We start from the raw sequence: 12679 nt of genomic DNA on the forward strand, positions 1-12679 counted from the left end.
TTATCTTTATGCCCATCTTTTAAAATTAGTTTGCAAGTTCTTGGTTAACAATTGCTACAAAATAACTTACCCCCGTTGTTAACACTTCATCATTAAAATTAAATGCTGGATTATGCAAATTAGCACCACTACCTGCACCTAACCAAACATAAGCGCCTGGAATTTTTTGCAACATAAAGGCAAAGTCTTCAGCCCCCATCGACGGATTGGGATCGATGATCAAGTGATCTTCACCGACGACTTTTTTAGCGGCTGTCATTGCAATTTTGGCTTGTTTAGCGTGATTGATTGTCGCAGGATAACGTCGCTGATAATCGACTTCGGCTTTGGCTTCAAATGTTGCGGCAATACCTGTTGCTATTTGTTTAATGCGACTTTCAGCCATATCTTGTACTTGAGCATTAAATGCCCTAACCGTTCCACGAATCACTGCGTGCTGAGGTAATACATTCCAAGTATCCCCGCTGTGAATTTGCGTCACGCTAACGACTAATGAGCTAAGTGGATCAGCATTACGGCTAACAATACTCTGTAAACCATTCACAATCTGAGTAGCCGTTAAAATAGTATCTTTACCTAAATGAGGAGCTGCTGCATGCGCGCCAATACCCGTTATTTTAATTTCAAATACATCATATGATGCCATCATTGGACCGTGGTTAATGTAAAAGTGATTTAACTGCATATTAGGTTGATTATGAATACCATATACAGCTTCAATAGGAAACCTATCAAATAAACCATTTTCAACCATAACTCGAGCGCCACCCTCATTTTCTTCAGCGGGTTGAAAAATAACAACAACTGTGCCCGAAAAATCACGATGCTCACTAAGATATTTGGCTGTACCTAGTAATATTGCCGTATGCCCATCATGGCCACAGCCATGCATTTTGCCTGAGATAGTGGAGCAATAATCGATATTATTTTCTTCAATAATATCTAATGCATCAATATCAGCTCGCAGAGCAATCCATCGCCCTTCTTTATTGCCTTTAATAACACCAACTACGCCAGTTGGCGCAAAATCCGTATATAATTGAGTAATACCAAATGATTGCAGTTTTTCGATAATAAATTGCGTAGTTTTGACTTCTTCAAAAGCCGTTTCGGGGTGAGCGTGAATATGATGACGCCATGCTATCATTTCACTTTTTAGATCATTAATACTATTTGATATCATGAGTGATTCCTTAATGGGTAACTAACTTACAGCATAACACGCTGTTTTTATCAACACTATAACGTGATTCCCACTTTTATAAAAATAACTATTTTTACTATGAATATCAATTTTAGTTATATCTTACATATATTGAAAAAGATAATAAATTTATACATTGTTAACAGGTTAATAATTAATAAATTTTAACTAAAATAATAGATCGCATAACCAGAAATTAATAAAAAAGGGCCAAATGGAATAATCTTTAAGGTATTTTTATTAAGTACATATCGCAACAAAAAATAATATACCATCCCCAGTAGTGAGGAAAAAATCAACAACATGGGTAAGCTTGTATAAGGGAGCCAAGCGCCTAATGCTGCGAGCAATTTGATATCCCCTCCGCCTAAGCCCTGTTTTTTAGTGGCAAAATAAAATAAAGAAGCAGGGACTTTTAATAATAGATACCCCAAAAATATACCTAATAGAGCCTCAGTTAAGATGATATTTGCCATGTCTAAATAGGAAAAGATTACACCAGCCCACATCAACGGTTGAGTAAACAAATCAGGTAATAAATAATATTTAAAATCGATTAAGGCTAAAAATAAAAAATAACAACTAAGAATCATCAACATACCACTTTGATAGTTAATACCATAATCAAAATAAATAATAGTAAATAGCGTTGCTACTAATAATTCTATAATAAGATAATGATGCGAAATCTTAGCATGACAGTAATAACAGTGCCCTTTTAATATTAACCAAGACACAACGGGCACCAATTGCCACGCTTTGAGCCTATTGTGGCAATGTGGACACGCTGACCGATAAACACTAATACGGCATAAATATTGGCATGGTGTCAGTGTTGGCAAATAGCGACAGTATGCAACATAAACAAAGCTACCCATACACAGGCCGAAATAAATAATTATAAACGTTAGCATTAATGAATCACATCACCCATTTGAAATATTGGTAAATACATCGCTACAATTAAGCTTCCAATAATTAAAGCTAATACCAGCATAAGTAGTGGTTCAAAAGCTTGCGATAAATTATCGATTAAGACTTGATTTTGTTCTTGATAATAGATTGCTAACTTATCGAGCATTAAATCCAATGTGCCTGACTCTTCACCGACGTGAATTAATTGTGAGCATAAATTAGGAAAATATAATTGCTGGTGTAAAACATGACTAAATGAATAACCTTGTTCAATACCCGCAATGATCTGTAAAATACTATTACGATAAAGGCTGTAATAAGTGATATTCGTTGTTGCAGCTAAACCTGTTAATAATGGTATACCTGCTTTTTGAGTAATCGCAATGGTTTGAAAAATCTGGGTTAAGCAACTAGTTTGAACCGCCTTACCAACAATAGGGCATTTTATTATCATCGCTTCAATTTGCAGTCGATAGCGCATTTTAAAATAGCGTTTATAACAAAAATAACTGACCATAAATCCTATACACCACATTAACCAACTTTGTTGCAAATTATTGGAAAAATCAATAACACATTGAGTAAAAACGGGTAATTGAGCATCGAAATCTTGATAAATATCTGAAAATTTTGGCAACACAAATAGCAACATGACTAAACTGACGATCATCGCAACCGATAATAAAAACAGAGGGTAACGCACTGCTTTTTTAAAACTTTTTTGTAATTTGATTGATTTTTCAAGCAATAATGCTAGCTGTTCAAAACTCTCATCAAGTTGTCCTGTTAACTCGCCAACTGCGATAATTTCACAATATAAAGGAGAAAACACCGAATGATGTTGGTGTAGTACATGAGACAATGCTTCACCTTTAGCGATTTGTTGCTTGATATCAGATAACAAATATTGCCAATGCGGTTTAGGTTGTTCTTGGACTAACAAATGTAATGTATCAATAATAGATAAACCCGCTTTTAACATAGTAGCTAATTGTTTGGTAATTATTAGCAAATCAGCACAGTGAAAACTGCGTGCGGTAATAATAGCGCCTGCTTTAATCTTAATAGCAATTTTACCTTCCAGTAATAACTGACGCTTAGCAAGTTGTTGTGATTGAGCGATGATTTTATGTTGATTAAAATCTAGATCATACCAATAATAGAGTCTTTTCATGCTTTATCTCCCAAGACTCGATTTAACTCCGCTAAGGTTGTGATCCCCTGCTTAATTAAATTTTGACCTGCTATTTTTAACGACGTCATATTTGAAGGCAAAATAACTTGGTTTGCTAATATTTGCTTTTGAATGTCGGGGGTAATAACTAAAAATTCATATAGTCCAATTCGCCCTTTATAACCGCCAATACAATTTGGGCAACCCAAAGCTTGATAATTTGCTATTTGCTCTTTACCCAATCTAATTAGCTCACTTGCCCTAACCTTACAGTGTGGGCACAGCTTTCGGACTAGTCGCTGAGCGATAACTAATTTTAGGCTCGATGAAAGTAAATAATTTTCAATACCCATTTGATTTAACCGTGTTATGGCTTCAATGCTAGAATTAGTGTGCAAAGTTGATAAGACTAAGTGCCCTGTTTGTGCTGCTTGAATAGCAATTTCAGCCGTTTCATGATCGCGGATCTCACCTATCATCATCACATCAGGATCTTGTCGCAATAAGGCTCGTAATACGATACCAAATGTCAATCCAGCTTTGGGATTAATTGCCGTTTGATTAACACCTTCAAGAGGAATTTCTATAGGGTCTTCAACACTACAAAGGTTACGCTCAATTTTATTTAATTGTTTTAGTGCGCTATATAACGTGACCGTTTTTCCACTTCCAGTTGGTCCCGTCACCAATATCAATCCTTGTGGATAGTCTAAAATTTGTTTGAATAGGAAAAGATCTTCATCTGTTAATCCCAAATCATTAATGGTTAGTTCAGATTCATGATTATCCATAACTCTTAAAACTATTTTTTCACCATTCATTACTGGTAAGGTGGCAATACGCATAGTATAACGACCAACGATCAATTGACCATCTTGCGGTAATCTGTGCTCGGCAATATTTAGCTTAGACATAATTTTTAATCTTGCGGTTATTTGTTTAGCCAATGCAAGAGGTGGTGACAACATATCATGTAAAACACCATCAATACGCATGCGAATACGATAACTATGCAGGTAAGGCTCAAAATGAATATCCGAAGCTCGCTTATCTAATGCTTCAAGCAATAATTTGTCAATACTTTCAATGAGCTGATCTTCTTGCATAAAAGCGCTTCCTTATCCATAAAAGATTAAAGAGTTAACATCAAAATTTGAAAATATCTTCACAAGCACGGGTTAAACTAGCATCGGCTGGCGATGTCGTACAAACTCGGTGCCAATCTAAATTACCGTGGGTAGCACTTACTGTTGGTGTTAATGTGGCCGTTAATCCAGTTAAAGCACTGGTTCCAACTAAGGTAATAACGCCGTTATTGACCGTAATTGATGTGACATAATTAGACGTTCGGCTTGCCGGTATACCATTATTACCACTACTACAGTTGGTTAAACTGCCTTGTTCTACTGCGCAGATTTCGACGGCTGTTTTATATGACGTCATGATTTGCAACATATCTGTCAACGCAGCTTTTTTTACATATCCTTGATAAGCAGGCACACCAATAGCCGTTAAGATAGCAATCACAATAATAGCAATCATCAGTTCAAATAAAGTAAAACCCGCTTGTTTAGCCATAAATACCTCAAAATATCAATGAATGATTCAATAGAAAGAGTCTTTATAGCAAAACAAAAAAGTGGAATAATAACGAAGTGTTAAGCGTGGAAAATAAAATCCATAACGCAATGAATTATTACTTTAAATGTGCAAGCTATGAGAAGCTGATCGCAAAAATATTTAGGCATCGGTTTATCAGATAAGTTGGAGTCAATATGTCCTTAAAAATTGTTAATGGTTGGTTACAGGGTGTTAAGCAAGTTATTTCACCTTTTTATGATGAACGACCAATCAATCAGCCGATATCACTACTTGTTATCCATAATATTAGCTTACCGCCCAATGAATATGGCGGACCTTATGTTGAACAGCTATTTACAGGGCAACTTAATCCTGAGGAGCACCCGTACTTTGCTTCGATTTATCAACTTAAAGTGTCAAGTCATCTATTTATTCGGCGTGATGGTGAAATTATTCAATTTGTTCCATTCAATAAACGCGCTTGGCATGCAGGAAAATCAGTATTTGAAGGCCAAGAAAATTGTAATGATTTTTCAATTGGTATTGAAATGGAAGGATGCGATACCGATAGCTTTACTAGCATACAATATCAACAACTAGCAAAAATCACTTTATTACTTCAACAACACTATGCTATTGAAAATATTGCTGGGCATAGCGATATTGCCCCTGATCGTAAAACAGATCCAGGGCCTTGTTTCGATTGGCAATATTATCAAAGCTTGCTAATGCAACAATCACAAGAGTATATGCTACTGAATCAACTTCAAAAAATAACTAAAGAATTACAAAAAATCAATTTATGGCAAACAATGCCACCAAACCCAGATGCCTTTTTAAGTCAAGAACCCTTTGCTCTAGACACAATGCAACCACACGAATGGTTACAATGGGTTTTTATTCCACGCATGCAAGCACTAATTGATGCCAAAGCTAATTTACCTAAATTTGCCTTGCATCCTTATTTTGAAGAAGCGCTAAAAGAGCAAAAACAAAATGTTAATCATCTACTTTCTCTAATTAAGCAACTTGATGAATTATATTGATTTAATCATAAAAAGTTACCGCATTAATATGCGGTAATGGTTAAAGTGAACGTATTTAAATAAAATACTTTTACAGAGTTAATTATATTTAACGCTGTTTTTAAAACGCTAATTCCCACCGCTAGTCATTCGGCGATACTCATTCACCGCCTGCTGGTGATTGCTGTAAGTACTTGAAAACGTATGCCCACCAGTTCCATTAGCAACAAAAAACAGATAATTAGTTTTAGCTGGGTGTGCCGCAGCTTCAAGCGAGGCAAGACTTGGCATGGCGATTGGCGTTGGCGGTAATCCTTCAATAACATAAGTATTATAAGGGTTTTCAGTATCAGTCAAATCGACACGTCTAATAGTACCTTTATAGTTATCACCTAAACCATAAATAATTGTTGGATCAGTTTGTAACTTCATTTTGGCATTTAAGCGATTAACAAATACTGAAGCCACATTAGCTCGCTCAGAACTGACGCCTGTTTCTTTTTCAATTATTGATGCAATAATCAATAATTCATAAGGTGTTTGATACGGTAAGTTGCTATCACGATTATCCCAAATTTTTTGTAGATTACTTTTCATCGTCATATGCGCACGTTTGAGAATATTGATATCTAATGTGTCTGCTGTATAACGGTAAGTATCGGGCGATAACCAACCTTCAATAGATCCGTCAATGCCTAACAACTTCGCTATTTCTTCATCTGTTTTACCTACTAAAGTTTGCTGAATGTAAGGCGTATTTTGAATTACTTTCAACCAGTCTTTAGCCCGTTTACCTTCAATAAATTGAATTGAAAAATTACTTTCTTTGCCAGACACTAACAATTTCAAAAACTCCTCAACAGTCATATGTGGGTGTAATTGATAAGAGCCTGCTTTAATTGATCTTAATGACGGATTTAGCTTACACAAATAAGGTAACAAATAAGCTTGTTGCATTAACTTGCTTTCTTTTACTTGGGCAACTAATTGATGCATAGATGTACCTTTCTTCAAAATAAACATCTGATTTTCATCATTTACTTGCATTTGCTGTTGAGAAAACTGGTGTAAAAAATAATAACCAATAGTCATTGAACCTCCCACAATTAATACTAGGGGGAGTAGAGTGTATAAAAATATTTTTTTAATCATAACTTATTTATCTACTATAATGAATTTTTGCGCGTGAAGTTAAGTGTGTTATTAACTCGTAAGCACTTATACCTGTATGCTTAGCGATTTCCTCGACGGGGAGTTGTGGTCCCCAAAATATGACTTCGTCACCCGGTTTTTCACTGCTATTTATTCCCAAATCAACCACAATCATATCCATTGAGACTCGGCCAACAATGGGGACTTTCCGTCCATTAATCAAAACTGGGGTATTTGGTGGAATACTTCGAGGATAACCATCGCCATAACCCATCGCAACGACGCCAAGAAAGGTATCTTGCTGACTACACCAAATTTGCCCATAACCAACCGATTCCCCTTTTTTGTGTTTTCGTACTGCAATTAATTCAGATTTAAATGTCATGGCTGGTTTAAGTCCCGCAACTGGCGCCTCAAAGGGCGAGACGCCATATAAAGCAATTCCAGAGCGAACCACCTCATAATGCGCTTGTGGCCAAGCCAATGTGCCACCTGATGCAGCAAGCGAACGCTTTCCAATCAGTGATTTGTCATCAATTGAAGCAATAAACTGATCAAATAGCGCGATTTGCTTTAACGTTTGTTCAGAAGTGAGATCATCGGCCGAACTAAAATGACTCATAATATTAATTGGCTGGCAAATCACTGAACAACGAGCTAAACGATAAAATTCAGCTTTAGCCTCGTCAATACAAAATCCTAACCGATGCATTCCTGTATCAAGTTTAAACCACGGAATAATTTGCTCACTCAAAGGAGAGCAACACAGCGCATCGATTTGCCATTTACTGTGGATAACAGGTTGAATATTAAAATCAATCAAATCATCAATGCTTTCATGAGGGAAAAAACCTTCCAAAGCCAAGATAGGCGCATTAATGCCATTATTGCGCAACGCGATTGCTTCGGAAATTCTCGATACCCCTAAATAATCGACTTTATCACATAACAACTGTGCAATTTCTTTTATTCCGTGTGAATAAGCATTGGCTTTAATGATGGCAACTAGCTGGCTATTAGGCGCTATACTTTTAAGATATTCAACATTATGAATAACTGATTGACGGTTAACTTCAACAACTGCAATAGACATGTACTTACCTGAATTTTGATTGAATGACTATTTTAAATTCTGTTTGTCATAATAACAAATTTTTATTTTTATACATATCTATTAATAGGTTAAGCCTTTTTTGATTTACAAAGCTTTTTATTTACATATCAAATGATAATGATTATTATTTAGATTATCATTTGAATAACTTTTTGCTAGTATAGGATAAAATAAACAATGAAATTAGCTACTTCAAAAACTTATATTAAGCCAACATTATATATTACACTACTAAACCTTTGCTTAAGCACAAATACTTTTGCGGCAAAAAACCGATCCCCACAAGACACAATTATAGTGACTGCAGATCGTAATGAAAAAACCGTATGGGATAGTTCGGTATCAGTTAACGCAATTAATCGTGATGATATCGAAAAACAAAATGGTGATTCTGTTGTCGAAGCATTACGCGATATTCCAGGTGTTGAAATTACGGATAATTCACTCGCTGGGCGTAAGCAAATTATGATCAGAGGCGAAGCACCAGCGCGAATTTTAATGTTAATTGACGGGCAAGAAGTAACATATCACCGCTCAGGGCATGGTTCAGGTGCTGGTGTGTTAATTGATATGGAATCCGTTGAACGAATAGAAGTGATTAAAGGTCCGCATTCCGTTCTTTATGGCTCACAGGCTATTGGTGGTGTCGTTAACTTTATTACACGTAAAGGGAGCAAAAACAACGCTCCGCTTAATGGCGATGTTAAACTTGTTTATAACCAATCCACCGATGGCTTTACCGAAATGGGTACCGTTAATGGCACCATCGATAGTATTTTTGATTATAGAATTAGCGGCTCTAACGCTAAAAATAACGATCGTAAAGCCTATCAAGGTAAATTGCACAATACTGATTTCGATAATGAGAGCTTAAGTTCATGGTTTGGGCTTAATATCGACAAACATAAATTTGGGCTTTCACTTGATCGTTACCAGCTTGATACTAAAACCTATTTTGCTAAAGATGATAATTCACCTTCAATTAAGGATTTTTCTGTTAAATTACCTAAATTACAACGTGAAAAAATGGGGCTATTTTATGACTATGATCTTGATAACGCATTCCTCAAAAAAATCCATTACGATGCTTATGCACAAAAATTAAATCGACAATTTATAAATCATGTTGTCGTCTCACCACGCCCGATAATGAATGTCAACACCCATACCGCCACAAATGATGAACAAAAAACGTATGGCATGACATTCCAATCTGATTTTGTTCTACATAAAGATATGAAATTGATTATGGGCTCACAATATCAACAAGACAATGTTGATCAACATTCACATAATACGGTTGTAGCAAAAATGCCGTCGCCAAGAGCCAGTTATACTCAGCACAAATATTTAGCCAATAAATGGCAACAATCTAGCTTTTCGCTATTTGCTCAAAACGACTGGGCTATCACTGATGATATATCATGGAATATAGGAGCTCGCCAATATTGGGTAACATCAAAACTTAAGCATGGTTCAAGCTCAATCAATAAAATCCCAACAATCGGACAACCATTAGTAACACACAAAATTGATAGTAAAAAGAAAGACAGTGATAATAACTTTGTTGTGTCTTCTGGATTAACTTATTCTGGCATTAAAAATGCGCAATTAAGAGCCTCTTTTGCACAAGGCTATGTTTACCCGACGCTTTCTCATCTTTATGCTGTAACTTCAGCAGCAAGCCAAACACTTTATGGAAACTCAAAATTAAAAGCGGAAAAGTCAAATAATTACGAAATTGGATTACGTTATAATAATAGTAAATGGTTAGTTGATACGGCCATTTACTATTCAGCGGCTAAAAACTATATTACAGAAATAAGTTGCAATGGTTCTGCAATTTGCGACGGCGCATCAGGGGCTAATTTTAATTATTACAATAATGCCAACAAAGCCAAAACCCATGGTTTAGAATTGAGTATTGAATACCTTGATTTAGCTTTTACCCCTTATATTAAAGGCAATTATCTACGTCGCCAGATTAAAACTGACCGATATACTACATATGATTCAGGTAACCCACGCTTTACTGGCAGTGTTGGCGTAAAACACACCGCCTATTTTGATCACTTCGATTTTGATTCAGATCTATTTATGCGATTTGCCAGCAATGCAACTCAGCGTAGCGATTCGTCGGTTTATCGTTATCGTGGTTGGTCAACATTAAATTTATCTACCAGCACGGCATTTGGCGATAATCGGCAATATAAAATTGGTTTAGATATCAACAATATATTAAATAAAAACTACACAACCGCCTACGAAAGCATACCCGCTGCAAAATTTCACGCTATAGTGAGTGCTAGCATAAAATTTTAAAAATAGAAAACTTAACACGATAAGCACTATTTACATCATAAATGATTACTGTAATTGTTACTATGCGATTTACCGCATAGTAACTGTTAGCTAACAAACTACTTACTCAACAAATTTTTATAAAGATGTCGCAATGCCATGATAGGATGATAAATCATCATTCTTGGACCAGAAAACCGCATGACTTGCTTTATTTTTTGTTTATAATCTTTACGATAACAATGCTTAGGACATCGTTCACACGTCGTTTTATTCTCACCAAAGCGGCACATGGTTAAACGTTGCATAGCATATTGCAACAGATCGTTGCATTCATTACATAACTGATGATTTTTGCTATTATGCTGTTTATGACAATATAAATAGAGCATGGCACTCACCGTTTTTTTCTCTTGACTAATCTTTGGTCCGGTATTATTGGCAACCATAACTAAAAAACCACTGAATAAAGTGTTAAAATAAAACTAAAACATACCTTTATCATCACAAGGAATAGTAAAAATGGCAAGAATTATTAATAAAGATACCACGGTTTGTATGTCACTTTCAGCAAGGCCAAGCAATTTTGGTACTCGGTTTCATAATTATTTATATGAAAAACTTGATCTTAATTACTTATATAAAGCCTTTACTACCAATAATTTAAAAGATGCAATTTATGGCATTAAGGCCTTAGCTATTCGAGGCTGTGCCATTTCAATGCCGTATAAAGAAGCTTGTATTGAGTTTATTGATGAATTAGATGATTCGGTAAAATCGATTCAATCGGTGAATACCATTGTTAATACCAACTATCACTTAAAAGCTTATAATACAGATTATATTGCTGTTGCTAAACTTATTACAGCCAATAAAATTGATCATACTACGCCCTTTGTTTTAAAAGGTAGTGGTGGTATGGCTAACGCGGTGATTGGGGCTTTTTATGATGCAGGATTTAAAAATGGCATTATTGTTGCGCGTAACCAACTCAAAGGTGAAGCTTTAGCCAAAAGATACAACTACACATGGGTAAAAAACGAGCAGGACATATTACCACAGCAAGCGAAATTAATTATTAACGTCACTCCAATTGGGATGCTTGGTGGGGTTGAAGCTGATGAATTAGCTTTTCCTCAACCCATGATAAACAATGCCGATATTGTTTTTGATGTGGTTGCATTGCCAGTTGAAACACCCATGATAAAATATGCTAGAAAACTAAATAAAATCATTATTTCTGGAGCAGATGTTGCAACAATACAGGCACTAGAACAATTTGTGCTATACACTGGCGTAACACCTTCTGCCGAATTGGTTAAACAAGCCAGTGAGTTCGCAAGGCAAGCTTAATTGATATTCCCCCTAAAGAACGGGGGATTGTTATCGCAGTTGATAGCAAATTACCTTGGTGGTTTTCTACTATCTACTCTTTTCTTTTTATCCCAATAGATTGAACTAATCGCTTAACAAAAGCACAAGTGGAAGATTTCGATTTTGTTTTTAACACTTAAATTTTAAGCTAAAAATCGTTCAGAAAAACCATTGATTTTATTAAGGTTTTTGTTTTGTTAAATCAATGCGTTGGATAACTATCTGTAAAACTACCTGTAAACAAGACTTTTTATTCTTTTCTTTTTATCCCAATAAATTGAACTAATCGCTTAACAAAAGCACAAGCGGAAGATTTCGATTTTGTTTTTAAGACTTAAATTTTAAGTCAAAAATCGTTCAGAAAAACCATTGATTTTATTGAAGTTTTTATTTTGTGTTTTTTAGTTAAATCAATGCGTTGGGTAACTATCTGTAAAACTACCTGTAAACAAGACTTTTTATTCTTTTCTTTTTATCCCAATAAATTGAACTAATCGCTTAACAAAAGCACAAGTGGAAGATTTCGATTTTGCTTTTAATACTTAAATTTTAATCCAAAAATCGTTCAGAAAAGCCATTGATTTTATTGAAGTTTTTATTTTGTATTTTTTTAGTTAAATCAATGCGTTGGGCAACTATCTGTAAACTACCTGTAAACAAGACTTTTTATTCTTTCTTTTCTTTTTATCCCAATAAATTGAACTAATTGCTTAACAAAAGCACAAGCGGAAGATTTCAATTTTGTTTTTAATACTTAAATTTTAAGCCAAAAATCGTTCAGAAAAGCCATTGATTTTATTGAAGTTTTTATTTTGTATTTTTTTAGTTAAATCAATGCG

At 35.1% G+C, this 12679-nt stretch carries 11 protein-coding genes and 1 pseudogene; 4 read left to right on the forward strand and 8 right to left on the reverse strand.

What is annotated here, in order from left to right; translation table 11 throughout:
* Window positions 1–25 precede the first annotated feature (25 nt).
* The 5 genes from A9G45_RS02035 to ppdD form a co-directional block, all read right to left on the reverse strand.
* A complete protein-coding gene (locus tag A9G45_RS02035) occupies window positions 26–1183 on the reverse strand; it encodes a M20 aminoacylase family protein (RefSeq protein WP_065566685.1) in 1158 nt (385 codons plus the stop codon).
* A 185-nt stretch (window positions 1184–1368) separates the two neighbouring features.
* Window positions 1369–2118 (reverse strand): prepilin peptidase, encoded by a 750-nt coding sequence (locus A9G45_RS02040; RefSeq protein ID WP_065566686.1) that lies wholly within the window; start codon window positions 2116–2118, stop codon window positions 1369–1371.
* Entirely contained in the window at window positions 2118–3293 is a 1176-nt protein-coding gene (locus A9G45_RS02045; RefSeq protein ID WP_081297785.1) for a type II secretion system F family protein, read from the reverse strand. The genes A9G45_RS02040 and A9G45_RS02045 overlap by 1 nt, the downstream gene beginning before the upstream one ends.
* On the reverse strand, window positions 3290–4399 hold the full coding sequence (locus tag A9G45_RS02050) for an ATPase, T2SS/T4P/T4SS family (protein WP_065566687.1): 1110 nt from the start codon (window positions 4397–4399) through the stop codon (window positions 3290–3292). Before A9G45_RS02050 ends, A9G45_RS02045 begins: the two co-directional genes overlap by 4 nt.
* Before the next feature lie 40 nt (window positions 4400–4439).
* A complete protein-coding gene (gene ppdD, locus A9G45_RS02055; RefSeq protein WP_065566688.1) occupies window positions 4440–4871 on the reverse strand; it encodes a prepilin peptidase-dependent pilin in 432 nt (143 codons plus the stop codon).
* A gap of 197 nt (window positions 4872–5068) precedes the next feature.
* Between ppdD and ampD the strand changes: the two are divergent.
* Both ampD and A9G45_RS14840 read left to right on the forward strand, forming a co-directional pair.
* A pseudogene (ampD, locus tag A9G45_RS14835) lies at window positions 5069–5605 on the forward strand (1,6-anhydro-N-acetylmuramyl-L-alanine amidase AmpD); the annotation flags it as partial.
* A gap of 18 nt (window positions 5606–5623) precedes the next feature.
* On the forward strand, window positions 5624–5920 hold the full coding sequence (locus A9G45_RS14840) for a YqcC family protein (protein ID WP_442903009.1): 297 nt from the start codon (window positions 5624–5626) through the stop codon (window positions 5918–5920).
* Between the two features lie 108 nt (window positions 5921–6028).
* Here the strand turns inward: A9G45_RS14840 and mltG are convergent, their stop codons facing one another.
* Window positions 6029–7051: an endolytic transglycosylase MltG gene (gene mltG / locus A9G45_RS02065; RefSeq protein WP_065566690.1), complete on the reverse strand. Its 1023-nt coding sequence runs from the start codon at window positions 7049–7051 to the stop codon at window positions 6029–6031.
* A gap of 7 nt (window positions 7052–7058) precedes the next feature.
* Window positions 7059–8144 (reverse strand): alanine racemase, encoded by a 1086-nt coding sequence (gene alr, locus A9G45_RS02070; RefSeq protein ID WP_065566691.1) that lies wholly within the window; start codon window positions 8142–8144, stop codon window positions 7059–7061.
* 198 nt (window positions 8145–8342) lie between these two features.
* On the opposite strand from alr, the gene A9G45_RS02075 reads away from it, so the two are divergent.
* Window positions 8343–10487 carry a TonB-dependent receptor gene (locus A9G45_RS02075; RefSeq protein ID WP_065566692.1) on the forward strand — a complete coding sequence of 715 codons (2145 nt, stop codon included), beginning with the start codon at window positions 8343–8345 and terminating at the stop codon, window positions 10485–10487.
* Between the two features lie 98 nt (window positions 10488–10585).
* Here the strand turns inward: A9G45_RS02075 and A9G45_RS02080 are convergent, their stop codons facing one another.
* Window positions 10586–10915, reverse strand: a complete 330-nt coding sequence (locus A9G45_RS02080; RefSeq protein ID WP_065566693.1) for a nitrous oxide-stimulated promoter family protein — start codon at window positions 10913–10915, stop codon at window positions 10586–10588.
* 73 nt (window positions 10916–10988) lie between these two features.
* On the opposite strand from A9G45_RS02080, the gene A9G45_RS02085 reads away from it, so the two are divergent.
* On the forward strand, window positions 10989–11819 hold the full coding sequence (locus tag A9G45_RS02085) for a shikimate 5-dehydrogenase (RefSeq protein WP_065566694.1): 831 nt from the start codon (window positions 10989–10991) through the stop codon (window positions 11817–11819).
* The last annotated feature ends 860 nt before the right edge of the window (window positions 11820–12679 follow it).

The organism is Gilliamella sp. HK2 (assembly GCF_001690265.1).
GTDB classification, from domain to species: Bacteria; Pseudomonadota; Gammaproteobacteria; order Enterobacterales; family Orbaceae; genus Gilliamella; species Gilliamella apicola_C.

What these genes read in the sequence shown, in the direction of transcription:
- A9G45_RS02035 (WP_065566685.1), bottom strand. Translation starts at nt 1,183, where the DNA reads ATGATATCAAATAGTATTAATGATCTAAAAAGTGAAATGATAGCATGG.
- A9G45_RS02040 (WP_065566686.1), bottom strand. Translation starts at nt 2,118, where the DNA reads ATGCTAACGTTTATAATTATTTATTTCGGCCTGTGTATGGGTAGCTTT.
- A9G45_RS02045 (WP_081297785.1), bottom strand. Translation starts at nt 3,293, where the DNA reads ATGAAAAGACTCTATTATTGGTATGATCTAGATTTTAATCAACATAAA.
- A9G45_RS02050 (WP_065566687.1), bottom strand. Translation starts at nt 4,399, where the DNA reads ATGCAAGAAGATCAGCTCATTGAAAGTATTGACAAATTATTGCTTGAA.
- ppdD (WP_065566688.1), bottom strand. Translation starts at nt 4,871, where the DNA reads ATGGCTAAACAAGCGGGTTTTACTTTATTTGAACTGATGATTGCTATT.
- A9G45_RS14840 (WP_442903009.1), top strand. Translation starts at nt 5,624, where the DNA reads ATGCTACTGAATCAACTTCAAAAAATAACTAAAGAATTACAAAAAATC.
- mltG (WP_065566690.1), bottom strand. Translation starts at nt 7,051, where the DNA reads ATGATTAAAAAAATATTTTTATACACTCTACTCCCCCTAGTATTAATT.
- alr (WP_065566691.1), bottom strand. Translation starts at nt 8,144, where the DNA reads ATGTCTATTGCAGTTGTTGAAGTTAACCGTCAATCAGTTATTCATAAT.
- A9G45_RS02075 (WP_065566692.1), top strand. Translation starts at nt 8,343, where the DNA reads ATGAAATTAGCTACTTCAAAAACTTATATTAAGCCAACATTATATATT.
- A9G45_RS02080 (WP_065566693.1), bottom strand. Translation starts at nt 10,915, where the DNA reads ATGGTTGCCAATAATACCGGACCAAAGATTAGTCAAGAGAAAAAAACG.
- A9G45_RS02085 (WP_065566694.1), top strand. Translation starts at nt 10,989, where the DNA reads ATGGCAAGAATTATTAATAAAGATACCACGGTTTGTATGTCACTTTCA.